The organism is Nonomuraea maheshkhaliensis, assembly GCF_039529435.1.
In the GTDB taxonomy this organism is placed as follows: domain Bacteria; phylum Actinomycetota; class Actinomycetes; order Streptosporangiales; family Streptosporangiaceae; genus Nonomuraea; species Nonomuraea maheshkhaliensis.
The window spans coordinates 31,725-55,776 of the sequence record NZ_BAAAMU010000033.1 but is presented as its reverse complement, the minus strand read 5'-3'; the positions used below and the strand labels follow the sequence as shown (position 1 = coordinate 55,776).

The following is a 24,052-nucleotide window of genomic DNA, read 5'->3' as shown; positions in this document are numbered from 1 at the left end:
GTGATGCCGCCGTGGATGGCGTGCCGGCCGGGGCGGGCGGCGGGGGCGGCGAACTCGCGGCGGGTGCGGGCCGCCGTGCCGAGACTCCAGCTCGCCGCGATGACCAGCCACGACATGCCGAGGATGAAGACGGGGTCGGGCCAGCCGACGGCAGATCGTGGCGATGCCCGCATCGAGACGAGCAGCGAGGCTCCGTTGACGAGCAGGCTCGCCACCAGGGCGATCGCCGAGCGCCGCACCGGCAGCCCGGCCGCCACCGGGTAGAGGGTCAGGGCCGCCACTGCGGTCGGCAGCAGCCGGTTGGCCTGCACCGAGAGGACAGCGATGCCGAGCAGGAGCGCGCCGTAGCAGGCGGGCTCCGGCCAGATCCGCCGCACCGCCACGGGCACCGCGAGCAGCCAGCACAGCGCCACGGTCAGAGCGCTGGTGGTCAGCTCGGGAGGGCTCGCGGCGGGCGCCAGCGCGAGCAGCACCGCGACCACGGTGTCGGCCAGGATGAGCAGCCAGGGTGGGGGCCGCCGGGCGAGCAGATGCACGTCTCGACGTTATCGAGGAACGGCCGGAAGCGAATCGGAGCACAGGCCGTCGGACCAGGGTCGTACCGTGCCCGCGCACGCCCGTGCCGTATGACCCTGGTCCGACGTCAAAGATCGGATCTGGCTCCGATGTGCGGACCCGCCGCCGTGCAGCATCGTTGCGGCCATGAACCGACGCAGACTCATCGCCCTGTGCCTGGCGGCCTGTCTCGCGGTGCCCCTCGGCGGCATCGCGCTGGCCTCGGCGCAGGCCCACGGCCTGGTGTGGAAAGACTGTGGTGACGGGCTGCGCTGCGCCGAGCTGGTCGTCCCCGTCGACTGGGCCGATCCCGGCGGGCCCATGACCTCGGTGCACGTGGCCAGGTTGCCCGCGACGGGCAAGAGCCTAGGGCCGCTGATCGTCAACTTCGGAGGGCCCGGCACCAGCACGTCGCTGCTCAGGCGCAAGAGCCAGCCCGACGCGCAGCCGGAGCTGCCGAGCCTGCTCGCTGAGCTGCAGCGCAGCTTCGACGTCATCGCCTTCGATCCACGCGGCCTGTCCGAGCCCGCGAGCGGCAGGAAAGTAAGCTGCGCCAGACCCGAGCCCTCCGTCTACGGGCTGCTCCTGGCCAGGACGAAACACGACTGGGACGCCCATGCCGCCGCGAACGCGGCCCATCAGGCGAGCTGCCGCACAGCGGCCAGATCGGCCTGGCGCGGCATGACGGCGTGGAACGTGGCGCACGACATCGACGCCCTGCGCGCCGCACTCGGCCAGGACAAGATCGTCTACGCGGGCAACTCCTACGGCACCGTCTACGCCCAGGCCTACCTGGAGCTGTTCCCGCAGCGGGTCGGCCGCATGTACTTCGACGGCACCGCCGATCACACCCAGCAGGGGTTCGAGCCCTGGATCCGCAACTACGCGCTCACTCAGGAGCGCCATCTCACCCGATTCCGCGACTGGTGCGCCCGCCGCGCCGACTGCGCCCTGCGCGGCACGGACGCCGGCCAGGCGTGGGACGAGCTCGTCGCCAGGGTGCGCCGCGCGCCGCTGCCGGCGTCATCCGGACGGACGGTGCATGAGAGGCAGCTGTACGCCGGCGCGGTCAAAGGCATGAATCCGGCGTTCTGGCCCCAGCTCGCCACCGCCATCCGCAAGGCCCTCGACGGCGACGCCGGTGACTTCCTGGAAGAACTGCGCCCCGACGACGGCAGCTCGTCGGTGAGCCAGGACTCGTTGTGCAACGACTTCATGCCGGCGCTGCCGACGTACGAGGAGTTCCAGGGCATCGAGGCCCGCCTACGGCAGATCGCGCCGAGGTTCGGCTGGCTCGAGGGGCGCTTCGAGCTCGGTCGCTGCTGGGGGCGCAGCGGAGGCGCGTCCTGGGCGCCGCACCCGCTGCGGGTGAAGGACGTCCCGCCGATCCTCTTCGCGATCGGGGAACTCGACAACAACACCAACTATCGCGGTCAGGCCCACGTGGCCGGGCAGATCCCGTCCGCTCGCGTCCTGTGGCACGGCGACGGCCACGCGTCATGGGCGCGAAACGGCTGCCTGCGGCGGCACGTCCGCGCCTACCTGACCACGGGTGAGTTGCCCCCACCGGGCACCCGCTGCCCAGCCGAGATCATCCAGAAGGTGGGAAAATGATCGAGGTCAGAGAGCTGACGAAACGGTACGGCTCCACCCTGGCGGTGTCCGGGCTCACGTTCGACGTCAGACCCGGGCAGGTCACCGGCTTCCTCGGGCACAACGGGGCCGGCAAATCCACCACCATGCGCATGATCCTCGGCCTTCACGCGCCCACGTCGGGCCAGGCGTTGATCAACGGCGTCCGCAAACGCGACCTGCGCGACCCCATGCACGAGGTCGGCGCCATGCTCGACGCCGCCGAGGTGCAGGGCGGGCGCAGCGCGTTCGCGCACTTGCAGGCGCTGGCGTACGCGGGAGGCATCGGGCGCCGCAGGGTGGTGCAGGTGCTGGAGGAGGTCGGCCTGGCCGGGGCGGCTCGCAAACGGATCGCCGGCTTCTCCCAGGGGATGCGCCAGCGCCTTGGCATCGCGGCGGCCCTGCTCGGCGACCCAGGCGTGCTCATCCTCGACGAGCCGGCCAACGGCCTCGACCCCGACGGCATCCGCTGGCTCAGAAACCTGCTCAGATCCCTGGCGTCCGAAGGGCGCACCGTCCTGCTGTCGAGCCACCTGATGACCGAGATGTCCCTCACCGCCGACCGCCTCATCATCATCGGCCGGGGCCGCCTGATCGAGGACGTTCCGACGACAGACCTGCTGGCCCGCTTCCAGAGCGGCGTACTGGTCCGATCACCGCACACGGCTCGCCTGTCCGCGGCCCTCCAGCTGGCCGGCGCAACCGTACACCCCATTCAGCACACCGAGACCGGCACGGAGCCGTTCCCCGACCACCCCGCAAACACCGAACCAAACCCTGTCTCCGCAGAGCTCACTGCCATGCGTGGTCACCGGGTACCCACTCATCCCACCCCGACCGGCCCCGGCACCCGCCCCAGCCGGAGCGTGAGCGCCGTTCAGAACGAGGACACCGCCCGATACCCGAACGCTGTGCAGAACCCCGGCCCCGCCGGGAACGCGGGCGCTGTGGAGAATGCCGACCCCGTCCGGGACGCGGGCGCTGTGCAGAACCCCAGCCCCGTCCGAGGCACGAGTGTTGGCGGGGAGTTGTTGGTGACCGGACTGACTGCGGCTGCCGTCGGTGATGTCGCCTTGGCCAGCGGGTGCGCTGTTCACGAGTTGGTGCCTCGTCGGACATCACTGGAGGAGGCCTTCATGGAGATCACCCAATGATGGACATCGTCGCGTCCGAGTGGGTTAAGTTGCGCTCGCTCCGGGCCACCTACTACGTCCTGGCCTCCACGCTCTCCGCCCTTGTGCTCGCCGGTTTCGCTGCCTACTCGATCTCGCGCTACTTCGACGCCAACGGCCTCGGTGGCGAACCCATCGGCACAAGGCTCGGGCTGAGCTCCGACATTCCTCCTGTGCTGTTCGGCATGCTGGGGGTGTTCGCCATCTCCGGCGAATACACCACCGGCATGATCAGACTCACGCTGACCACGGTCCGGAGCCGGTGGACGCTTCTGCTGGCCAAGGCTGTCGTGGTGGCCGCCGTGGCCGCAGTCGTGGGCCAGACGCTGGCGTTCGCCACCTACGTCACCGCGCAGGCCGTGGTGGGCGGGCGTCCGATCGGTGCCTCGTTCGCCGAACATGCGGCCCTGACCGAGGTGCTGACCACCGGCGCCGGTTGTGCTGTCGCAGCGGTGGTGGGGCTCGGACTGGCTACGGTGCTGCGTTCGACACCGGCGGCGCTCATCGCGCTGGTCGTCCTCCCGCTGTCCCCGGCCGTGCTGGAGCGCTTTCTCCCGGCTCCGTGGAACGACTGGATCAGCTCCCTGACGATTCCGTCGCTGACCAGGCAACTGGCCGCTGTGCCCGACGCCGGCGCCTTAGGCCCCGCAACGGCCGCCGCCATCTTGATGGGTTACGTGGTGGCGTCCCTCCTGCTGGGAGCCCTGGCGATCAACCACCGCGACGTCTGACCAGCCTTGAGCGGGAAACGGCCCTCTCCAAGGCCGACTATCACGTTCATGACCGATCACTGCATCGTCTCGTCATGGGCGGGGGCCGAGTCCTGTGTTCGCCGTAGGCCAGGGCCGAGCCTAGGTTCGCTACGGGTGAGGGCCGAGCCTAGGTTCCGCCATGGGCCTGGGCCGAGTCTGGGTTCGCCATGGGTGGGAGCTGAGCCTGGGGTTCTTTGTGGGCCCGGGCTAGGCCGAGCCCCTCCACCACGCCGAACTGGTCCATCAGGTGAGATCGCTGAGGCTGGGCGTGGAGCAGGCACGCCGCGAGCCTCGGCCTGACCTTGGGGGCCTGGGGACGATGCGCCCCGCACCGACCTGGCCCGGCTGCTGCTGCTGAGCCGGCCCAGCGCCAGTTCCACCAGCACGGCCACCACCGCCACCACCGCCGGCACGGCCGACAGCACGAACTCGGTCAGCGTAGGCCCACTCATGGACGAAGGCGAGGACGAAAGGATGACGAGGATGAGCATGCCGTGCCGAAGGGTCCTATCACCAGTCTGAGCCGGCGGCTGAGATGCTCCGACGTACGCGATCAAGATCGGGATTGTGGGGTGCGGGCTTGTCTCAGCTACACGCCTGTTGTGCGGTCCAGGGCGGCCATCCCCGAGAATCCAGGGAAAATGTTCGCCGGACGATGCAACAGCTTCGCCTCTTCGGCCGTCTGGGACGTGACGACTGAAGGGACGACAAGTGGACGACGAGCCCGGCTTCGACGATTTCGTGGCAGAGCAGACGACAGCGCTGCTCCGTTACGGATACGTCCTGACCGGAAACCCGCATGACGCCGCCGACCTGGTCCAGGAGGCGCTGATACGGCTGTGTGGCGCCTGGCCGAGGGTGAGGCGGAAGGACAGCCCGCACAGCTATGTCCGGACGACGATGGCGCGGTTGCACATCAGCGTCTGGCGGCGGCACCGGCGCGAACACCTCACCGAGGTGCCGCCGGACCGGATGCACCGCGAGGTCTTTCCTTCCGACGAGGAACAGGGCCTGTGGCAGGAACTGGCCGCGCTGCCCCGCAGGCAGCGGGCCGTGCTGGTGCTGCGCTACTACGAGCAGCTCAGCGACGCCGAGATCGCCAAGGTGCTCGGCATCTCCGCCGGAACCGTGCGCAGCCAGGCATTCCGTGGCCTGGACAAGCTGCGTTCCTCCCTCTTCTCCTCGACGGCGACCCTCGGGAGCATGCGATGACCGATCTGGAAGACAAGCTGAGCCGCGTCCTGTCCGGGGCGGCGCTGGATGCGCCGCAGGCGCCGGCCGGGCTGCTGGCGGCGGTGAAGACGCGCCATCGCCGGCGGCGGGCCAGGAGCGCGGCCCTGACCGCGGCCGCTGCCGTGGTGCTGGTGGCCGGCGGGGTGGGCGTGGTGGTGAACACTCTGGGCGTCGCGGCCGAGCCGCGTCCCGCGGTGAGCGCGACCGGAGAGGGCGGACCGCCGGTGGACAAGGTGCCGCCGCCCGTCGAGAAGGTGTGGCCGCAGGCGGTGCACAAGATCCCGGCCAGACTGCCCGACGGCCGCAAGTACTATCCGCAACTGCTCCTCGACGATCGTACGCTGCTGGTCATGACGGGCGTCAGCGACGGCCAGCGCCAGTACCTGTGGAGCTACGACCTGGGCACCGGCCGGCCCGAGCGAATCGCCGAGATTCCCTCGACGAAGGGATCGGCGATCTTCGCCGACGACGTCGCCGCAGGTGGCGGCCACATCGTCTGGTGGGCCTCCGTCAAGGAGAAAGGCGGCCCGCGGGTCGCCCGGATCTGGACGGTGCCGGCGACCGGCGGCCGGCCTCGGCGGGTGGCCGACGTTCCCCTCGGCGACGTCATGAAGGAGGGGCACATCCAGGGGTTGACGGTGACGGGCTCGGACGTGGCCTTCTCGTACGAGAAGGGCGGCGTGTACCGGGTGCCCCTGAGCGGCGGGTCGCCGCAGCCGGTGAAGGGGGCCGAGCGGCACCACATCCTGAGCTGGCCGTGGGTGGGCGTGCACCAGGGGAAGTCGATCTTCCGCGAGGTGCTCAACGTCGAGACCGGTGCGCGGAACGAGGCCGTGGTCAAGACCGGTGAGGAGGTCAGGTGCGGGGTCGAGCGGTGCTGGGGCACGCTTGGCCGGTACGAGACCATCAAGGTCCCCGAGCGCCGTGACCGCTCCGGCAAGGTGCTCACGTGCGGCGGTCGCAAGTGCCCGAAGACGGTGCAGACCCGTACCGTGTTGCGGGGGTTTGTTCGTGACCGGGACGGCTCCCATGAGCATGAAATGACGAAGCTCCTCCGGGACGGCGGCGTCGAAGCCGGTCTGGAGCGCTTCTTCCAGGTGGCGTCGCTGGGGCCGGGGGAGCAGTTCGTCGCGGCGCTCTACGACGCCGACACCGGCAAGTCCGCCGAGCTCGGCCTACGTCCGGAGGACGGGCGGGGCATGGCGATGCCGGACAGTGGCTCCGACCGGTTGCTGGCCTACGAGGTCGGGGACGAGATGTACGTCCTGGACCTGGCCGCGATCAAGTAGCCGCGTCTGCCCGTCCGACGGCTTGATCGCCGCGATCGGTGGGAGCCGGTGCGGGGGCTTGGCCACGGTGAAGTGGGACCGGTGCGGGGGCTTGGCCACGGTGATGGGTCTGGCCGCCGGACCGCCGCTGCGGCCCCTCCGCTGGTGCTCGGGCCTGTCGCCGCTGCTCCGGCGGCAGGCACGCCTCTACGGTGCGGTGCGGCTGGGTGTGGCGGGTCCGTCGTGCCCGTGGGACAGTACGGCGGCCGTGCCGGCGATGAACACCCGCAGGCCATGCTCGAAGGCCGTCTCGCCGATCGACTCGCCACCCTCGAGTACGGCTGCCGTCAGCGTGGCCGGTGCCACGCGCGGGGATCCCAATGCGTGACTCGAAGCGGGACCCGGAGCGGGGCTTGGAGCGGGCTCCGCCGGGAGCCCTGCCGCTGGCTCCGGCGTGGGACTTGGCGCGGGCTCCGCCGGGGGGCCTGGGGCCGGCTCCTGTGTGGGTCCCGGATCGGGCTTCGGCAGGGGGTCTGCCGCAGGCTCCGGCGCGGGGGCCGGTGCCTGCTCTCGCAGGACGAATCCGTTCACGTACGAGGTCAGGGCGCCGATGGTGTGCAGGGCCAGCGCCGGTGTGAAGCCGCGCTCGACCATGGCCGCCAGCTCCCGGTCGAACAGGGCCACGGTCTCCTGGCTCAGCGACCGGGCGTGGGCGACCACGCGGGCGCCGTCACGCCGGGCCAGCAGCGTGGCGCGATAGGCCCGCGCGCGGCGCAGGAGCCAGTCCTGCCAGGACTCGTCGTCACGGGGCGGGCCCATCCCCGGAGCGCGGCAGATCGCGTCGGCCATCCCGTCGAGAAGTTCCTGCTTGGTGCGGATGTGCCAGTAAAGAGCAGGGGACTGAACGCCGAGCTCCGCGGCCAGCCGGCGCACCGTGAGCCCCTCCAGCCCCACCTCGTCGAGCAGGCGGAGGGCGGTGTCGATCAGCACCTGCTTGGTCAGGCCTGGCCGCTTGTCGCTGGGCATGCGGGTAGCTTAGCATCGCTAAGGGGCGTCCTTAGCGATGCTAAGCGGGAGGCGCGATGCGTACGTACGACGAAGGTCAGGGGCGGCCGATCGTGATGGTCCATCCGGGACTGTCCGACGGGAGGCGATGCGGGAGAGTGGCGGCGATCCTCTCCTCCCGTTTCCGGGTGCTGCGACTGGACCGCCTGCAGTACCGGGCGGATCGCGGCGCGCCCGTGCGGGTGGAGCAGGAGGCCGAGGACGTGCTGAGGCTCGCCCGCTCCGCCGGAGAGCCGGTGGTGCTCTACGGTCACTCCTCCGGCGGGGTGGTCGCGCTGGAGGCCCTGGTGGCCGCACCGGACGCGTTCGCCGGCGCCGTGATCTTCGAGCCGGCCGCGGTGATCGGGGCGCCGCTGTCGGGAGAGGGCGGCGAGGTGCTGCGGCGGGCTCGCGCGGCGATGGCGTCGGGCCGGCCGGGCAAGGCGTTGAGGATCTTCATGCGCGACACCGTGGAGCTGCCGGACTGGCAGGCCCGGCTCGTCGGCGCGATCATCGCCCTTGTCCCGCACTACCGCCGCCTGATCCCCAGGCAGCTCGACGACCTGGAGGCGATGGACCGGCTCGGTGTACGCCTCGACGCCTACGCCACGATCAAGGTCCCGGTGGTCCTGCTCGGCGGTGACCACGGCCCGGCGCACCTGTCCGAGCGGCTGGACGCGATCCAGCGCGTGCTGCCGAACGGCGAGCGGGTGGTGCTGCCGGGAGCCGACCATGGGGCCGACCTGAAGCGGCCCGCCGCGGTGGCGCGCGTCATCCGGGAACTGGCCGAGAAGGTGTTCGCCGACGGAGTCGGCAAGGCCGGCTGAGCCAACTGAGCCCATAGGGCCGACAGAGCCAACCGGGCCGATGAGGCCAACTGGCCCGACAGGGCCGACGGGTGCCCGGCGCGCCCGCAGAGTCGTCTCCTCCAGCCCCCGCCGGAGCCTTGGACGAAGCGCTCTCCTTCAACTCCGCCAACGCTTTGCACCCGGCCGTCCCCGACAGTTTTGCCGGCGCGTCCGGACGGAGGCGTCGTGACGAGGCCCGGCCGCCGTGATCAGGTCGCCGTGATCAGGTCGCCACGGGATGGCCCGCCTGTACCGCGGCTTCGTAGATCCACGTACACCCGCCGGCCGGATGCCCAGAGGTCAGGATGATCGCGTCGAGCCGGTCACGCGTAAGGGTCAGCGCCTCGATCTCGGCGTCGATGCGATCGCGTTCGGCGCTCAGCCGGGCCCGCATCTCCGGGGTGTTCACCCTGGCCTCGGCGAAGGGCAGCAGCTCGGCGATGGTCCGGCTGGACAGGCCCGCCGCGTACAGCATCTGGATCAGTCGCACCCGGTCGATCGCGGACCCGGCGTAGTGGCGCTGCCCTGAGCCGCTCCGGTCCGCCTCCAGCAGCCCCTGCTCCTCGTAGTAGCGCAGGGCCCGGACGCTGACGCCCGATCGCGCCGCCAGCTCTCCGATTCGCACCATGACCTCCGTCACCAGACCTGCTTCCGACGTCTGCTCTCCAAGGTATCCGGCACAGCGTCCGCGCTGACGCGTTCGCTCGAGCCCGTACAACCAGCGGCCGTACGTCCGAAACGGATTCACAGCATCGGAGTCGTGCACGTTCAGTTCTTACTGAACGTACGAAACGTAGAAGGAGAAGCGCGTGCCGGCAGACGACAAACGGGAGTTCGTGGACCACTTCGGGCTCTTCTTCGAGACGGCGGGCGGCAACCGCACCGCGGGCCGGATGTTCGGCTGGCTGCTGATCAGCGATCCGCCGCACCAGTCGATCAGGGGCCGCTCGATGATCGCCACCCGTCCCGTCCCGGCCCGCCGCCCGATCTCCGGCACGCCCGCGCTGGCCGGGACCGGATCCCTGATCCGCCTCATCCTGCGCCGGGACCGCGTCCTGCTGCCGGTGTGGATCCTGGGCCTGGCCGCGATCACCTCCAGCACGGCGGCCGGCGTCATCGAGCTGTACTCCACCCCGGTGGCCCGCCAGGAGTGGGCCGCCGGAATCGCGGGCAACCCGATGGAGCTCGCCCTGGTCGGCCCGATCTTCGGCTCCAGCAGTAGTGCGATCACCAGCTGGCAGGTCGGCGTGCGCGCCCTGCTGGGCGCGGCCCTGGCGGGCCTGCTGATGGTCATCAGGCACACGCGGGCCGAGGAGGAGGCTGGCCGGCGCGAGCTGCTCGGCTCGCGCCGGCCCGCCACGCGCAGCTCGTCGCGGCGGTGCTGGTCACCATGGCGGCGAACTGCTCGGCGGGTCTGCTGGCTCCGCGTGAGGGCCCGGCCGGGGCGCCCGCCGGGCTGCGCGGCCCCGTCTCCCTCGCCTGGCGCCAGCACGGGATGACGCTGGCGGGCTGGGTGATCGGCTTCTGCTGCACCGGAGCGGCTCTGGGCGGCATCGCGCGCGGCGTCTCCCAGCAGGCGGGCCAGAGCGAGCAGCTTCAGGAGCTGATCGCCTACCTCGGCGGTGCCGGGCGTCCGGTTGACGGGGTTTTCGCGCTGTTCCCTTACATACTGGCGCTGGCCGCCGGGGCGAACGGCGACGTGGCGACGGAGCTGCCACGGATGCTCACGGCGGCGCTGGCCTACCTCCCGGCGGTCTGGATCATGATCGGGATCACGGCCCTGCTCTACGGCCTGGCGCCCCGGGCCGCGGCGGCGGGCGCGTGGGGGATCCTCGTGCTGAATGTGCTGATCGTCCTGATCGCGCGGATATCCGGCGTGAATCCCTCGATCGCCTACGCCTCACCCTTCATCGACGCCCCCAAGCTGCCGGCCGCCGCGATCTCGGCGACCCCCGTCGTGGTCCTGGCGGTCATCGCCGCCGCGCTGACCGCGGCCGGCCTGTCGGGCTTCAGGCGGCGCCGGATCGCCTGAAGGTCCCGTGACAGCAGCACCCGCCGGGGGCGGGCACCGGCGCTCTCGCTTCGACATGCATCTAATTTGACAGAAGTCTAATCAGGGGCGCAGACTGGGCACTACTTAGACGTTCGTCGAAACAACGGATGGGAGATCGCCATGTCTCGCGTTCAGCTCGCCCTCCGCGTCGCCGACCTGGAAGGCTCGATCGCCTTCTACTCCAAGCTGTTCGGCGCCGAACCGGCCAAGCGCCGCCCCGGCTACGCCAACTTCGCCATCGCCGAGCCCCCGCTCAAGCTCGTCCTCATCGAGGGCGAGGCGGGCGAGGACACCAGGCTCGACCACCTGGGCGTCGAGGTGGAGGACGGCGCCGAGGTCACCGCCGCCGCCCGGCGGCTCAGCGAGGCAGGGCTGGCCACGTTCGAGGAGAACGACACCTCCTGCTGCTACGCGCTGCAGGACAAGGTGTGGGTGCACGGGCCGGGCGCCGAGCCGTGGGAGGTGTACGTGGTCAAGGCCGACGCCGACACCCTGACCAGACAGACCGGCTCGCAGTGCTGCGCGTGAGGTACCCCGGCCGCCACCCGTACCCCTCGGACGAGCACGATGTCGGGGTAAAGGTGATCGCGGCCGGAGGGAGAACGAGCAGACATGGACGTGTACGAAGCCGTGGACAGCCGGCGGGCGGTGCGCGCGTTCAGCGATGAACCGGTGCCCATGGACGTGCTCGAACGGGTGCTCGCCGCCGCGACGCGGGCCCCGTCGAGCGGGAACCTCCAGCCCTGGCAGCTGTACGTCGTGACCGGCGAGCCGCTGGCCGAGCTGAAACGGCGCGCGACCGCCAGGGCGCTGGCGGGGGATCCGGGCGATGAGCGGGAATATCCGATGTATCCGGCCGAACTCACCTCGCCCTACCTGGACCGCTTCGCCGCCGCGGCCGCCCAGCGGTACCAGGCCCTGGGCATCCGGCGTGACGCCCCCGACCGGCCCGTGAGGATCGCCGCGCTGAACTCGGAGGCGTTCGGCGCGCCCGCCGTCCTGTTCTGCTACCTCCACCGGACGATGGGCCCCGGGCAGTGGGCGGACGCGGGGATGTACCTGCAGACGATCATGCTGCTGCTGCGGGCGGAGGGGGTGCACAGCTGCCCGCAGGTGATGTGGACGATGTTCCGCAGGACCGTCAGCGAGATCGTCGGAGCCGATGACGACCTCGTCCTGCTCTGCGGCGTCGCGGTGGGTTTCGAGAAGGAAGACGCGGTACGCGTGCGTACCGGCCGGGCGGACCTGACGGAAACGGTGCGCTTCATCGGACCGTGAGGCCCGCCGGCGCCCTGGGCCGGCGCGGTTTCGCGAGCAGCGGATTCGTGCCGTCGGCCGGCGCATACCGCCGCTATACCGCCGGTCTCTAGCGTTCCTCGCGGCGTTCCGGTCACAGGGAGCGCCGCGACGTATACGCTCACTGACAAGGATCGAAATCATGCGCAAGCTCTCGCCCTCGAAGACGCTCGCCACCGTCATCGGGGTCTCGGCCGCCTTCGCCGTACTGGCGCCGGCCGCCAGCGCCTCCACCGCCTCCACCGCCTCCAACACCTCCGCCTCGTCGAGCGTCTCCTCGGCCAAATGCAAGGAGAAGTGGAGCAAGCTCAACACGAAAGACGGCTTCGTCAGCTACGTGCTCCAGCTCTGCACCAACGGCTTCGGCAAGGCGCGCGGCAGCGTGACGGACACCAAGAGCGACGCCTGGACGGCCGTGGTCGAGGTCTCTTTCAAGAAGAAGAACGGCGACGAGATCTACGGCGAGTACAAGGAGGCCGGCCGGAAGAAGGGCCACAAGAGCTTCAACTGGTCCACGACTCGCACCAACCTCGACCGGATCACGATCAGGGCCAAGCGCTGCCTTCCGGGCACGATCGTGTGCAACAACACCAAGACCTACACGATCTACCCCTGATGCCGCGGCGGCGGCCGCCTGAGCTACTTCGCCGGCCGCAACGCGCCCAGCAGCAGGGGCAGCGACCGATGCGGCTCCCGCTCCCAGTACGCCGGCGAGTGCGTGCCCCGGTAGAAGTGGGTGCTCACCCGCACCCCGGCCCGCTCGCCGGCCGGCCGGCCGGCGAGCGGTTCAGCACCCTGTCGAACGCCTCGATCTCGTCGGCCTTCGCTCCTGCCTTGTCCAGCGGTCCTGGCCGCCCGTCACCGCAGCTCAGGAAGACCGGCACGGGCCGCGCCCGGAGGGGATGCGCACCGGGCTGAGCGGATGTCCGGTCCTTTCCGGCCATGCCGGGCTGGCGCCGCTGTGGCTCGTCAGCGAAGTACGCGTCGTCATCACCGTCGTGATCGGCCTGGTCGCGCCGGCCGTCCGCTACCGGCGAGGGGACGAGGCGCGCCGCCGCCAGCTGCTGTGGCTGCTGCGGGCCGTCCTGGTCGTCGCGGTGGTCCTGACGGTCTGGGGCGTTTTCGAGTCCTGATCCTGCGGGCCATCCCGCTCATCCCGGCGGCGATCATGGTGGCGATCCTGCGTCATCAGCTGCTGGACATCCGGCTCGTCTTCTCCCGTACGGTGCTGTACGCGCTCTTGACCACCGGCGTCGCCGGCGCCTACATGGCCCTGGTCGCGGTGCTGGACACCGCCGGGGAGGTGGTCGTGTCCGGCCGTCCTCCGCACCACCTGCACACCTACCCGCTGCGCCACGGCAAGCAGGACGTCGGTGAGCTGGTGGTGGGCCTGCGCCCGGGGGAGAGCCGCCTCGGCGGCGCCGACCATGCCATCCTGCGGTTGCTCGCCGCGCCGCTGCCGGCGGCGGTCGAGGCGGCGGCTTTCCGCCGGGAGTGGGATTGTCATCCATGCGCGAACGCACCGCCGAACTCGGCGGATCCTTGACAGCGGGCCCCGGCCCCGACGGCGGCCAGGTGGTGGCCATCCTGCCGATGGGAGCATCATGATCACTGTCCTGCTGGCCGACGACCACCCCGTCGTGCGCAGCGGCCTGCGCGCGCTGCTCGGCTCCATCGACGGGCTCACCCTGGTCGGCGACGCCGCCGACGGCCGCGAGGCCGTGCGCCGGGCCGTCACCCACCACCCCGACGTCCTGGTCATGGACATCCAGATGCCCGATCTGGACGGCATCGCGGCGACCAGGCAGATCGCCCGCGACGCCACCGACGTCGCGGTGCTCATGCTGACGATGTACCACGACGACGACTCGGTGTTCGCCGCCATGCGCGCCGGAGCCCGCGGCTACCTGCTCAAAGGCGCCGAACAGGACGAGATCGTACGGGCCATCCGGGCCGTGGCCGCCGGTGAGGCGATCTTCGGGCCCGGCGTCGCGCCACGGGTGCTCGGCTTCTTCTCCGGCCCTCCGAGGAGGAGATCTACCCCAGCTCGTCGCGGCGGCGGGTCAGGTAGGCGGTCTCTGCGGTGTTGCCCGCCAGATCGATGGCCTGCTCGTACGCCAGCCGCGCCTCCCGCCCACGGCCCAGCCGGCGCAGCAGGTCGGCGCGGGTGGCGTGGTAGGCGTGATAGCCGGCCAGCGCCTCGGCGAGCCCGTCGACGACGGCCAGCGCCGCCTGCGGCCCGTCGAGCTCGGCCACGGCGACGGCCCGGTTGAGGGTGACGATCGGCGAGGGGTCGAGGTGGACGAGCTGGTCGTAGAGGGCGAGGACCTGTGACCAGTCGGTGTCGCCGCTGTCGCGGGCGGAGGTGTGCACCGCGTTGATCGCGGCGAGGATCTGGTAGCGGCCGGGGGCCGCCCCTGCCGCGGCGGCGGCCAGGCGCTCGCGTACCAGCCGGTGACCTTCGGCGATCAGCTCCGCGTCCCAGACGCCACGGTCCTGCTCGGCCAGGGGCACCAGCTCGCCGCCGGTCGAGACCCTGGCGGGGCGGCGGGCCTCGATGAGCAGCATCAGCGCCAGCAGTCCGGCCACCTCGCCGTCGTCCGGCAGCAGGGCGCGGAGCAGGCGGGTGAGCCGCAGCGCCTCGGCGGTCAGGTCGTGCCGTACGGGATCGCTGTCCGGGCCGCTGGCCAGGTAACCCTCGTTGAAGACGAGGAACAGGACGGCCAGCACGCCGGAGACGCGGACCGGCAGATCGCCGGCGGACGGCATCCGGTACGGGATCCCAGCCGCCTTGATCTTGGCCTTCGCGCGCGTGATGCGCTGCTCCATGGTGGTCCGCTGCACCAGGAAGGCGCCGGCGATCTCGGGCACGGTCAGGCCGCCCACCATACGCAGCGTCAACGCCACCCGCGCCCCCATCGCCAGCGCCGGATGACAGCAGGTGAAGATCAGCCGGAGCCGGTCGTCGTCGATGGCGCCCAGCGGCTCCGGCGGGGCGGTGTCGTTCACCAGTTGCGCTGCTTTGTGCTTGTCGTCGCGTTTGTTCTCGCGCCTGATCCGGTCGATGGCCTTGCGGTTGGCGGTGGTGGTCAGCCAGGCGCCCGGGTTGGGCGGCAGGCCGTCGGCCGGCCACCGCTCGACTGCGGTCGCGAACGCCTCGGCCGCTGACTCCTCGGCGATGTCGAGATCGCCGAAACGCCTGGTCAGGGCGGCGACCACCCGGGCCCACTCCTCGCGGTGGGCCCGGGTGACCGCCTCGTGGACGTCGATCTCGTTCACGGGAACGGCCGCACCTCGCTCTTCCGGTCGCACGCTTTCGATCCCTCGCCGTGGATCCCGAACATCATGCCCTCCGAGCAGGCCGGGCACGAGGCGCGGCGGCTCCATCCTGACGGCATGCGTGTCACCTTTTCCCGTACGCCCGCAAGAACGCCCGCACCCCCTCGACGATGAGCGGCCGGACCCGGTCGTCGCCCGCCGCGTTCGCGGAGCCGAGGCGGCTGATGGCGACGCCGAAGGTCAGCGCGATGAAGTGGTCGGCCGCGAGCCGCGGGTCGGGGACGTCGAGCAGCCCCGCCCTGGCCAGGGCGGCGAGCCGCTCGCCGACGGCCTCGTCGGGGGCGTTGGCCATCGCGCGGTCGTCCCTCGGCGGCAGGTGGTCGGACTCGGTCTGGCCCAGGCGTTGCAGCGTGGCGTACTCGGCCGAGTTGAGCATGTCGGTGGCGATCCTCATGGAGAACGTGACGAGCGCGTCCTCCAGTTCGCCGGCCTCGGTGAGGTCGGTGAGCGTGTCGTCGAGGGTGCGCTGGATCGTGGTGACCAGCGACTGGCCGATGTTCTCGACGACGGTGCGCAGCAGGGTCTGCTTGTCGCCGAAGTAGTCGTAGACCGTGCGCGTGGACACCTTGGCCCGGGCGGCGATCGCGTCGATGCTCGACCGGTCGAAGCCGTTAGCGAGGAACAGCTCCTGGGCCGCGGTGAGGATGGCGGCCCGCTTCTTCGCGGATCCCTCACGCAGCGTCTTCGTAGGCGGCATGAACCGAATCCTAGCGGAACTACACTGAGCGTTGTAGCGAACTACAGTACATGTTGTAGTGTAATTCTCGCGGCGGCATGGATCGTGCCGCACTCCTGTTCCGAGCACGTCCCTCAGCAGCAGTTCTGGGCCGCGCGCGCCGCTCGCCCGGTCACCAGGAAAGGACGTCCATGACTACATCTCTGGCTCCACCGGTCGGCATCGGGAAGGCCGCCATCGGCGCCCTGTGCCTGCTGGCCATCGCCACCGGCGCCCTGGAGTCGGTGCTGACGCCGACGCTCCCGATGCTGCAACGCGAGCTGGCCTTGAGCCCGGCCCAGGGGGCCTTGCTCAGCACCGCGCTGCTCATCAGCGGCGCCCTCCTGCTGCCCGTCTCGGGCACCCTCGGCGACCGCTTCGGCGGAAGGCGGGTCATGACCCGGCTGATGACGGTGGTGCTGGCCGGCGGCCTGGTGTCGTCGCTGGCGCCCAGCCTGCCGGTGCTGCTGGCCGGGCAGATCCTGCAGGGTGCGATGGTGGGCGCGATGCCGCTGTCGTTCATCCTGGTACGCAAGTACCTTCCCCCCGGGTCGGCCCACGCGGCGATCGGCGTGGTCAGCGGCATGTTCGTGGGCGGCAACCTGGTGGGCTCGATGATCTCCGGGCCCATCGCGGAGGGCCTGTCGCGGCACTGGATGTTCGCGATACCGACGCTCGCCATCGCCGTGGCGACCGTGCTCGTCCACCGGCTGATCCCGGACGACCCGCCCGCCCGGTCCGACGCCAGGATCGACTGGCCCGGCCTGGTGCTCATGAGCGCCGCCCTGCTGACGCTCATGCTGGTGCTCCCGATGGTGCCCGAGGCCGGCCGCCGGCCGCTCGAATTCGCCGCCCTCGTCCTGCTCCTGGCCGGCCTCGTGATCGGCTGGATCCGGGTCGAGCGCCGCTCGGCCGCGCCGATGGTCGACCTGCGCCTGCTCGCGCGGCCGGGGATGTGGAGCTCGTACGCGATCACCTTCGCCGTCTGCCTCGGCACCGCGGCGTCCATGTACCTCGTCCCGCAGCTGTTCGCGGTGCCCGCCGACTCCTACGGTTTCGGCGCCAGTGCCAGCGACATGGGCCTGTACCTGCTGCCCAGCGCCGTCGCGGCGGCGGTCAGCGGCCCGATCGCCGGGTTCGCGGCGCGGCGGTTCGGCGCGCGCACGGCGGTCGCCGCCGGCATCGCGGGGACCATGGCCACACTGGCGGCCCTGGCGCTGCTGCACGGCGAGGTCTGGCAGCTCGTCATCGGCAAGATGCTGATCTCCCTGGCCAGCGGCATCTGCGTCACGGCGGTGGTCGTCAAGACCGCCACCACCGGCGACGGCGGCGGCACCGGCACCGCCACCAGCCTGATCCTGGTGACCCGCGTGATCGGCTTCACCGCGGGCGCGCAGCTCGGCGGCATCCTCCTCACCGCCATGACCCCCTCCGGGGCGGACGTCCCGGACGAATCGGCTTTCATCATCGGCTTCGGCATCGCGAGCGCCGTCACGGCACTGGCGCTGCTCGCCGTTCGCACATTGGACAAAGGAGAAGAACAATGACGAACATCCACAGCGCGCGGAAGCGCGAGGTCCTGGTGTCGGGGGCCAGCGTCGCGGGGCTCGCCCTGGCGTACTGGCTGAACCGCCGCGGATTCGCCGTCACGGTGGTGGAGAAGGCGGCCACCGTCCGCAACGGCGGCTACCCGATCGACGTGCGCGGCACCGCGCTCGACGTGGCCGAGCGCATGGGCATCCTGCCGCGCCTGCGCGACGCGCACGTCGACCTGCGCCGGATGACCTTCCTGGACGAGGACGGCGGCCAGGTGGCCTCGGTCAGCCCCGGCACCGTCACCGGCGACACCGAGGGACGAGACCTCGAAGTGCGGCGCGGTGACCTGAGCGACGCCCTGCACGCGACGGTCCGCGACGACGCCGAATTCATGTTCGGCGACTCCATCGACACGCTCGACCAGTCCGGTCACGGCGTGGACGTCACCTTCCGCGGCGGCGCCCGGCGCACGTTCGACCTGGTCTTCGGCGCGGACGGGATGCACTCGCGCACCCGGGAGCGGCTGTTCGGCCCCGAGCACCTCTTCGACCGGTACCTCGGCTACTGCTTCGCCGTGTTCACCATGCGCAACACGTTCGGGCTCTCCCGGGAACTCGTCATGTGGAACACCCCCGGCCGGGCCGCCGCCCTCTACGCCACCGGGGACGACGACGACCAGGTGCACGCGTTCCTGAACTTCGCCCGTCCCCGGCCGCCGTTCGACGAGTTCCCGACCCCCGACGCGCAGCGGGACCTGGTCGCGTCGGTGTTCGCCGACGCGGGATGGGAGGTTCCCGGCATGCTGGCCGCCATGCGCGAGGCGGACGACCTGTTCTTCGACACGGTCGCCCAGATCCGGCTGCCCCGCTGGTCCAGCGGCCGGGTCGCGCTGGTGGGCGACGCCGCGTACGCGCCCTCGTTCCTCACCGGGCAGGGCACCAGCCTCGCGCTCGTCGGGGCGTACATGCTGGCCGGCTCCCTGGCGGGCCAGGACCACATCGCGGGCTTCGCCGCGTACGAACGCGACACGCGGGAGTTCGTCACCCTGAACCAGGACCTGGTGAACGAGGGCGGCGCCACCCTCTTCCCGACCACCGCCGAGGCCCTGGAGCAGCGCAACGAGATGCTGCGCGGGCTCACCACCCTGCGGGGCGCGGAGGCGATTTCAGCCCATTCGGCCCTCACCTTGCCCGACTGACCCGATCCCAGCGTCCACAGGTTCGGGGAGCGCCACCCTCGTCCTCGCGCCGAACGTCGAAGATCTCCTCCGGAGAGCGCACCTTTTGGGATCATTGTCAGCAACCGGCAAGGATCTCAATGCGGAAGCGGTGCCATGGCCAACCCCCTACATGACGGCGACCCGACCCAGGTGGGCCCTTATCGGCTGCACGCACGGCTCGGCGGGGGCGGGATGGGACAGGTGTTCCTGGGCCGTTCGCCGGGCGGGCGCCTGGTGGCCGTGAAGGTGGTACGCCCCGAACTGGCCGACGACGCGGACTTCCGGCGCCGCTTCGCTTCGGAGGTGGAGGCCGCCGGCAAGGTCGGCGGCTTCTACACCGCCCAGGTCGTGGACGCCGACACCGACGCCGCCCGGCCGTGGCTGGCCACCGCCTACATCCCCGGCCCCTCCCTGCACCAGGCCATCGAAGACCATGGGCCGTTGTCCCTGGAGCCGGCCGCGGTGCTGGGAGCCGGGCTGGCCGAAGGGCTCGCCGCCGTGCACGCCTGCGAGATGGTGCACCGCGACCTCAAACCCGCCAACGTCATCCTCGCCGAGGACGGGCCCCGCCTGATCGACTTCGGCATCGCCCGCGCCCTGGATGCCACCAGCCACACCCGCACCTCCACCGTGCTGGGCACCGCCGCGTTCATGTCTCCCGAACAGGCCATGGCACAGGAGGTCGGGCCGCCCTCGGACGTGTTCTCGCTCGGCTGCGTGCTCGCCTTCGCCGCGACCGGCCGCAGCCCCTTCGGGTCGGGGCCCGTTCACGCGGTCGTCTTCCGCGTGGTGCACGCCGACCCCGACCTGCGCGGAGTGCCCGCCCCACTGGCCGCTCTGGTGGCGGCCTGCCTGGCCAAGGATCCCGCCGCCCGGCCCGGCCTGGAGCACGTGCTGACCCACCTCACCGCGCTCGCCGCGCCCGGCCAGGGGCCGTGGCTGCCGGAGGCGCTCACTCAGGTCATCGCCGAACGCCGGACCCTGGCGCTGACCGCCCCGCACGACCCGGCCACCGGGCCCGGCACCGGCGGCTCCCGTACGATGGCGCCACCACCGCCCAAGCACGCGGATCAGCCGCGAGCGCTCCAGCCCTTGCTGGCCGACGAACGCCGCCGGCTGCGCAACGGCAGCAAGCCGTACCGTGCCACCGGCCACGAGATCGTCGTCCATGTGCTGCTTGCCCTCTTCGCCCTGGTCTCCGCGAGCACCGTGGTCTACCAGCTCGATGTCTTCGACGACGCAGGACGGTGGTATGACCCGGAGGTCTTCGAGGAGATCGAGACGGTCAGCAAGATCATGCTGGCGGCCCAGGTGGTCTCCGGCCTGGGATTGACGGCGGGCTGGCTGCTGTGGTTCTTCCGGGTCCGGGCCGTCGCCGAACGGCTCGCGCCTGGCCGGCTGCGCCACAGCCAAGCCATGGCCGTCTACGGCTGGTTCATCCCGATCGGCAACCTGTGGCTGCCGAAGCAGATCGCCGACGACATCTGGCACGCCTCCAGTCCGCCCGAACGCGTCGGCACGACGGCCCCGGCCGGTCTCCTGCACACCTGGTGGGTCCTGTGGCTGGTCACCTTCCTGACCTGGCCCCTGTTCTGGGTCGAGTGGACGGCACTCCTCGCGACGCACCACGACCGCACGACGGACGACGACCTGATCTGGATGTACGAGTTCACACCGGACGTCTGGGCCAGCCTCACCCTGCACGTACTGGCCGTGCCGACGACGATCGTCACCGCTTGGTCGGTGCGGCGGCTGAGCACCATGCAGGCGACCAGACTCAACGGCTGACCCCGGGGCCTGCCTCCGGCAAGCGCAGGCCCCGGGCCGAACGCTAGACGATGCCCTTCTTTATGCGAGAAAGAAGGTTCTCGAAGTCGGCTTCCGGCATGACGAGCATGCCCATGTCCGGATTCTTAGAATCGCGTATCGCAACCCGCCCGTTCGTCGCCGCGACCTCGACGCACTCGCCATTGGTCCCGCAGTAAGAGCTCATGTGCCAGTTGTTGAAGACAGGGCTGGTGGAGTCGTTCATGGTTCCTTTACCTGATGATCGAGTAACTTATTTCCATTTTCGCATGCGCTCCTCGATGTAGTGGATCGTGTCCCGAGAGCTCAATGCGGCTTCCGACAGATACTTGAATGCCATGAAATAACGGTGTGCCCTCATTTCATCGGCATCCAGTTGCCCACCCGCGTCGTCCTCCTGGTAAAGAACGTCGGGGTGCAGCTCGCCGAGGCCTTCGATTTCCGGGAACCTCAGCAGAATGAAGTTCGACATGTAGCCTCCGGGGAGGCCCCTGCTGTTGAGCAGGATCTGGATGTTGAGATTGGGCAGCTTCGCCAGCTCCACGATGTGGCGGAGCTGGGCCTTCATGATGGCGTCATCACCGATCCGGCGGGCCAGCACCGACTCGTCCATGACGACGTTGTGGACGGTGGAAGGATCGTCGATGAATCGCCGCTGACGGGCCATGCGAATCTCCACGCGCCGGCGGACCTGCCGGGGTGTCAGCTGAGCGATGTGAGGGACGTCGATGAGCGCCTGAGAGTAATCTTCCGTCTGTAGCAGCCCGGATATCACCAGTGACTGCCATTCCCATCGTTCCACCGTCCCGCTCTCGAAGCCGAGATATTCCCGGTACTGAACGGGGATCGCCTCGGCGTACGGCTCCCACCATTCCGGGACCGACGCCTTGGGAACCAGTTCGAGCAGGAGAGTGCGGTCCGGCTCAGGCATTTCGTAGAGATCGAGCAGCGACTCCACGTCTTTGATGTTGAGCAGGATCTGTCCGGTCTCCAGGCGCGAGAACCGCGAGGTCGACCAGCCGAGGGTCTTCGCCGCCTGAGGGCCGGTGAGGCCGACCGCGTCACGCCGCTTGCGGAGCTCGCTCAGGATGCGGCTGCGGAACACGGCAGGGCTGCCTTGTGTCACCGGGAGGCCTCCTCTCCGAGCGTGTCGAACGATCATGCCCTACCAGAAGTCGTACGATCGGAAGCCTCACCGGGACGTATCAACTATGTACCGCTGAGATTCCCGACACTGTTCCCGGCGGGAATCCCGCTGAGCTTCCCAGCGCCATACCCTGAGGGTAGCCCACTGGGCATCACAATCAAGGAAGGATGGACGACGTGGCGCCGTGTCGGACGAAGAAGCCCGTCTGGCTGGTGGCGTCGTCCCATCCCCGCAGCTCGGTTTCGAGCGCCAGTCGGGCCCACTGCCGTGCCTCTGATCCTGCGCCGCGTCCATGCACCTGGGACATCCGTGCTGCACCGTCAAGCGCAAGGCGGGTTCCGCGTTCCCGGCTTCCTTGTCGCTTGCGTGTCGAGTCGCGTGGCGAAAGGAGAGGGCCCCGACCATGGTCCATGCTGTACGGGTTCTGCACTGGCTGGTTCACGCGATGGAGACGGCCTTCATCGCAGGACTGATCGCGTACTGTTTCACCCGCGAACTCGGGGCGGAGCCGCTCGCGGCGTTCGCCGCGGCAGGCGGGGCCTTTATGGCGGTCTCCATGGCCTTCGCCGCGTACTTCACGGCGACGGGCGCGATCAGGGCACCGGACCCACCTGTCAAGAACGACGGAGGTTCCGGAACGGGCACCTGAGACGATCACTGCTACGGCATCGGCGTCGACTCGCCATCGCCCGCGCCCGCCTGGTTGTCGCGCGGCAGGCGCGCCGCACACAGGGCGTACCAGCCGAAAGTCGCCATTGCCGCTTCTCGGTGCGGAGCAGTCTCTGATCTCTGTCTACGATGTAGACATCGGCTACAGCGTAGACAGAGCGATGAGTCATGGAAGATGACATGGGTCGTCGTGCCCGGCGCGCGGCTGCACGTCGAACGCACCGGCATCGGGCCCGCACTGCTGGTCTCCGGCGGGGGAGGCGACGCGGGCATGTACGTCGACGTGATCCCGCTGCTGGCCAGGGCCTTCACCGTGATCGCCTACGACCGGCGCGGCAACTCCCGCAGCCCGTTCACCGAGCCGCGCGCCTCGATCGCGGTCAACCGGCAGACCGACGACGCGATCGCCGTCCTCGACCACTACGGTTTCGAGCGCGCGTACGTCTTCGGCAACAGCAGTGGTGCGATCATCGCCCTGGAGATGGTGGCCCGGCACGCCGGCCGCCTGCTGGGCGCGGTCGCGCACGAGCCGCCGCTGGTCCAGCTCCTTGCGCCCGACAGCCGGGATCGGGTACGGGAGCCTGGCGCGGTCCCTCACCCGGCGCGAGCCGGACGTGTTCACCCGCCAGTTCCGCAACGCCGACCTGACGATGCGCCGCGAACTGCCCGCGTTCTGTCTCGCCTACCAGCCCGACCTGGCCGCGCTTGCCGCCACCACGGCGCCCTGGCGCCTGGCCACCGGTTGTGACAGTGTCGGCAAGCCCTACCACGCGGCCCGCGCACCTGCTGTCCGAGCGGCTCGGCGTACCCTGCCTGGAGCTCCCCGGCGGCCACGTTCCGTACCTGCGGCAGTCGGAGGATTTCAGCGCGACGCTCACGAAGATCCTGGACGGCTTCCCGTCATGACAGCCGACCCCAGCCCGCCGGGCAGGCTGCCGAAACCGCCCACGCGGCCCACCCTCACCCGCGAATACCTCGCCGCGGCCGCGCTCGCCCTCATCGACACCCACGGCCTGCGCAAGTTCTCCATGCGCAAGCTCGGCACCGCCGTAGGCTTCGATCCGATGGCCGTCCACCGCTACTACGCCGATCAGGAGGATCTCTTCGGCGGCGTCGCCGAGGCGATGTTCGCCGAGATCGACGCCGGCACCTTGCCCTGGGACGGCCCCTGGCGGCAGCCGGCACGCGACTACTGCCTGCGGCTACGCGACACGCTCCTGCGCCACCCCCGCGCAGTACAGGTATTCGCGACCCGGCCCGTACGCTCGCCCACCTCCATCGACACCGGCGTGAAGATGCTCACCAAGCTCCGCGACGACGGCATCTCTCCGGCGCAGGCCCTGCGCCTCTTCCGCCGCCTGCGCGAGTTCACCATCGGACACGCGCTCTCCATCGCCACGACCACGCTCGGGGCCGGTCGGCGCAGTCGCAAGCCCGAGCGCGGCAGCCCCGACTACAACCTGCTCGCCGAAGCCGCCGACGCCACCACCCTCGACGACCACTTCGAGGCGGGCCTCACCGCGCTACTGCACGGTTTTGACACCTCGAACGGCACCGAGGCTGCCGCCCACGGTGATCCATCCGATGTGGTGAAATATCGGACAAAATCTACAATGTAAAGGCGGTCGGTAAACGCAATCCACAGCAAACCGCTCCAAAGGCACGGGCTACGCCCGTACGACTGGAAGACAGCTCGTGCACTGCCCGCCTCTCGCCTGCCCGGTCCACTTCCGGGATCACGAACATGATCGACCCCTCCGGGGCCGGG

At 70.3% G+C, this 24,052-nt stretch carries 27 protein-coding genes and 2 pseudogenes; 21 read left to right on the top strand and 8 right to left on the bottom strand.

Going from position 1 to position 24,052, the window contains the following annotated elements:
• Window positions 1-536, bottom strand: a 536-nt coding sequence (locus ABFX54_RS23015) for a DUF7134 domain-containing protein (protein ID WP_428834554.1), incomplete at its 3' end; no start/stop codon positions are given.
• A 166-nt stretch (window positions 537-702) separates the two neighbouring features.
• On the opposite strand from ABFX54_RS23015, the gene ABFX54_RS23010 reads away from it, so the two are divergent.
• From ABFX54_RS23010 to ABFX54_RS22990, 5 genes and pseudogenes are all read left to right on the top strand, one after another.
• Complete coding sequence (locus ABFX54_RS23010) at window positions 703-2,169, top strand: alpha/beta fold hydrolase (RefSeq protein ID WP_346107887.1); 1,467 nt, start codon at window positions 703-705, stop codon at window positions 2,167-2,169.
• Window positions 2,166-2,894: pseudogene (locus tag ABFX54_RS23005) on the top strand (ABC transporter ATP-binding protein); the annotation flags it as partial. The gene ABFX54_RS23010 and the pseudogene ABFX54_RS23005, both read left to right, overlap by 4 nt.
• Window positions 2,895-3,337: 443 nt before the next feature.
• The gene (locus ABFX54_RS23000) at window positions 3,338-4,090 is read left to right on the top strand and encodes an ABC transporter permease (protein ID WP_346107885.1); all 753 of its coding nucleotides are present in this window, start codon (window positions 3,338-3,340) and stop codon (window positions 4,088-4,090) included.
• A gap of 732 nt (window positions 4,091-4,822) precedes the next feature.
• A complete protein-coding gene (locus tag ABFX54_RS22995; RefSeq protein WP_346107883.1) occupies window positions 4,823-5,323 on the top strand; it encodes a SigE family RNA polymerase sigma factor in 501 nt (166 codons plus the stop codon).
• The gene (locus ABFX54_RS22990; RefSeq protein ID WP_346107881.1) at window positions 5,320-6,633 is read left to right on the top strand and encodes a TolB family protein; all 1,314 of its coding nucleotides are present in this window, start codon (window positions 5,320-5,322) and stop codon (window positions 6,631-6,633) included. The genes ABFX54_RS22995 and ABFX54_RS22990 overlap by 4 nt, the downstream gene beginning before the upstream one ends.
• A gap of 186 nt (window positions 6,634-6,819) precedes the next feature.
• Here ABFX54_RS22990 and ABFX54_RS22985 read toward each other — a convergent pair whose 3' ends face one another.
• Window positions 6,820-7,638: a TetR/AcrR family transcriptional regulator C-terminal domain-containing protein gene (locus tag ABFX54_RS22985; RefSeq protein ID WP_346107879.1), complete on the bottom strand. Its 819-nt coding sequence runs from the start codon at window positions 7,636-7,638 to the stop codon at window positions 6,820-6,822.
• Window positions 7,639-7,694: 56 nt separating this feature from the next.
• Here ABFX54_RS22985 and ABFX54_RS22980 point away from each other — a divergent pair, with 56 nt between their 5' ends.
• Window positions 7,695-8,483, top strand: a complete 789-nt coding sequence (locus ABFX54_RS22980) for an alpha/beta fold hydrolase (protein WP_346107877.1) — start codon at window positions 7,695-7,697, stop codon at window positions 8,481-8,483.
• A gap of 244 nt (window positions 8,484-8,727) precedes the next feature.
• Here ABFX54_RS22980 and ABFX54_RS22975 read toward each other — a convergent pair whose 3' ends face one another.
• Window positions 8,728-9,132 (bottom strand): MerR family transcriptional regulator, encoded by a 405-nt coding sequence (locus tag ABFX54_RS22975; protein WP_346107875.1) that lies wholly within the window; start codon window positions 9,130-9,132, stop codon window positions 8,728-8,730.
• A 181-nt stretch (window positions 9,133-9,313) separates the two neighbouring features.
• On the opposite strand from ABFX54_RS22975, the gene ABFX54_RS22970 reads away from it, so the two are divergent.
• From ABFX54_RS22970 to ABFX54_RS22950, 5 genes are all read left to right on the top strand, one after another.
• Window positions 9,314-10,003 (top strand): hypothetical protein, encoded by a 690-nt coding sequence (locus ABFX54_RS22970; protein WP_346107873.1) that lies wholly within the window; start codon window positions 9,314-9,316, stop codon window positions 10,001-10,003.
• Window positions 10,000-10,536: a hypothetical protein gene (locus ABFX54_RS22965; RefSeq protein ID WP_346107871.1), complete on the top strand. Its 537-nt coding sequence runs from the start codon at window positions 10,000-10,002 to the stop codon at window positions 10,534-10,536. Before ABFX54_RS22970 ends, ABFX54_RS22965 begins: the two co-directional genes overlap by 4 nt.
• 141 nt (window positions 10,537-10,677) lie before the next feature.
• Window positions 10,678-11,085 (top strand): ArsI/CadI family heavy metal resistance metalloenzyme, encoded by a 408-nt coding sequence (locus tag ABFX54_RS22960; RefSeq protein WP_346107867.1) that lies wholly within the window; start codon window positions 10,678-10,680, stop codon window positions 11,083-11,085.
• Window positions 11,086-11,169: 84 nt separating this feature from the next.
• A complete protein-coding gene (locus ABFX54_RS22955; RefSeq protein ID WP_346107865.1) occupies window positions 11,170-11,835 on the top strand; it encodes a nitroreductase in 666 nt (221 codons plus the stop codon).
• A 160-nt stretch (window positions 11,836-11,995) separates the two neighbouring features.
• Window positions 11,996-12,469, top strand: a complete 474-nt coding sequence (locus ABFX54_RS22950) for a hypothetical protein (RefSeq protein WP_346107864.1) — start codon at window positions 11,996-11,998, stop codon at window positions 12,467-12,469.
• A 124-nt stretch (window positions 12,470-12,593) separates the two neighbouring features.
• On the opposite strand, the gene ABFX54_RS22945 is transcribed toward ABFX54_RS22950, so the two are convergent.
• A complete protein-coding gene (locus tag ABFX54_RS22945) occupies window positions 12,594-12,737 on the bottom strand; it encodes a hypothetical protein (RefSeq protein ID WP_346107863.1) in 144 nt (47 codons plus the stop codon).
• An 18-nt stretch (window positions 12,738-12,755) separates the two neighbouring features.
• Between ABFX54_RS22945 and ABFX54_RS22940 the strand changes: the two genes are divergently transcribed.
• From ABFX54_RS22940 to ABFX54_RS57000, 3 genes and pseudogenes are all read left to right on the top strand, one after another.
• Window positions 12,756-12,986 (top strand): hypothetical protein, encoded by a 231-nt coding sequence (locus tag ABFX54_RS22940; protein ID WP_346107861.1) that lies wholly within the window; start codon window positions 12,756-12,758, stop codon window positions 12,984-12,986.
• Between the two features lie 35 nt (window positions 12,987-13,021).
• Window positions 13,022-13,399 carry a hypothetical protein gene (locus tag ABFX54_RS22935; RefSeq protein ID WP_346107859.1) on the top strand — a complete coding sequence of 126 codons (378 nt, stop codon included), beginning with the start codon at window positions 13,022-13,024 and terminating at the stop codon, window positions 13,397-13,399.
• Window positions 13,281-13,793: pseudogene (locus tag ABFX54_RS57000) on the top strand (response regulator); the annotation flags it as partial. The gene ABFX54_RS22935 and the pseudogene ABFX54_RS57000, both read left to right, overlap by 119 nt.
• Before the next feature lie 97 nt (window positions 13,794-13,890).
• Here the strand turns inward: ABFX54_RS57000 and ABFX54_RS22930 are convergent.
• Window positions 13,891-15,132, bottom strand: a complete 1,242-nt coding sequence (locus ABFX54_RS22930; RefSeq protein WP_346107857.1) for an RNA polymerase sigma factor — start codon at window positions 15,130-15,132, stop codon at window positions 13,891-13,893.
• Between the two features lie 124 nt (window positions 15,133-15,256).
• Window positions 15,257-15,889 (bottom strand): TetR/AcrR family transcriptional regulator, encoded by a 633-nt coding sequence (locus ABFX54_RS22925; RefSeq protein ID WP_346107855.1) that lies wholly within the window; start codon window positions 15,887-15,889, stop codon window positions 15,257-15,259.
• Window positions 15,890-16,059: 170 nt separating this feature from the next.
• On the opposite strand from ABFX54_RS22925, the gene ABFX54_RS22920 reads away from it, so the two are divergent.
• The 3 genes from ABFX54_RS22920 to ABFX54_RS22910 all read left to right on the top strand — a co-directional run bounded on the left by ABFX54_RS22920 (window position 16,060) and on the right by ABFX54_RS22910 (window position 20,450).
• The gene (locus ABFX54_RS22920) at window positions 16,060-17,454 is read left to right on the top strand and encodes an MFS transporter (RefSeq protein WP_346107853.1); all 1,395 of its coding nucleotides are present in this window, start codon (window positions 16,060-16,062) and stop codon (window positions 17,452-17,454) included.
• Window positions 17,451-18,641 (top strand): FAD-dependent monooxygenase, encoded by a 1,191-nt coding sequence (locus ABFX54_RS22915; RefSeq protein ID WP_346107851.1) that lies wholly within the window; start codon window positions 17,451-17,453, stop codon window positions 18,639-18,641. The genes ABFX54_RS22920 and ABFX54_RS22915 overlap by 4 nt, the downstream gene beginning before the upstream one ends.
• A 135-nt stretch (window positions 18,642-18,776) precedes the next feature.
• The gene (locus ABFX54_RS22910; protein WP_346107849.1) at window positions 18,777-20,450 is read left to right on the top strand and encodes a protein kinase domain-containing protein; all 1,674 of its coding nucleotides are present in this window, start codon (window positions 18,777-18,779) and stop codon (window positions 20,448-20,450) included.
• A gap of 43 nt (window positions 20,451-20,493) precedes the next feature.
• Here ABFX54_RS22910 and ABFX54_RS22905 read toward each other — a convergent pair whose 3' ends face one another.
• A complete protein-coding gene (locus tag ABFX54_RS22905) occupies window positions 20,494-20,694 on the bottom strand; it encodes a DUF397 domain-containing protein (RefSeq protein WP_346107847.1) in 201 nt (66 codons plus the stop codon).
• A gap of 27 nt (window positions 20,695-20,721) precedes the next feature.
• A complete protein-coding gene (locus ABFX54_RS22900; protein ID WP_346107845.1) occupies window positions 20,722-21,594 on the bottom strand; it encodes a helix-turn-helix domain-containing protein in 873 nt (290 codons plus the stop codon).
• Between the two features lie 424 nt (window positions 21,595-22,018).
• Here ABFX54_RS22900 and ABFX54_RS22895 point away from each other — a divergent pair, with 424 nt between their 5' ends.
• From ABFX54_RS22895 to ABFX54_RS22880, 4 genes are all read left to right on the top strand, one after another.
• Window positions 22,019-22,264, top strand: coding sequence for a hypothetical protein (locus ABFX54_RS22895; protein ID WP_346107843.1), 246 nt, complete (start codon window positions 22,019-22,021; stop codon window positions 22,262-22,264).
• Between the two features lie 195 nt (window positions 22,265-22,459).
• Window positions 22,460-23,032 carry an alpha/beta fold hydrolase gene (locus ABFX54_RS22890; RefSeq protein WP_346107841.1) on the top strand — a complete coding sequence of 191 codons (573 nt, stop codon included), beginning with the start codon at window positions 22,460-22,462 and terminating at the stop codon, window positions 23,030-23,032.
• 2 nt (window positions 23,033-23,034) lie between these two features.
• The gene (locus tag ABFX54_RS22885; RefSeq protein WP_346107839.1) at window positions 23,035-23,190 is read left to right on the top strand and encodes a hypothetical protein; all 156 of its coding nucleotides are present in this window, start codon (window positions 23,035-23,037) and stop codon (window positions 23,188-23,190) included.
• On the top strand, window positions 23,187-23,903 hold the full coding sequence (locus ABFX54_RS22880; RefSeq protein ID WP_346107837.1) for a TetR/AcrR family transcriptional regulator: 717 nt from the start codon (window positions 23,187-23,189) through the stop codon (window positions 23,901-23,903). Before ABFX54_RS22885 ends, ABFX54_RS22880 begins: the two co-directional genes overlap by 4 nt.
• Window positions 23,904-24,052: the final 149 nt, after the last annotated feature.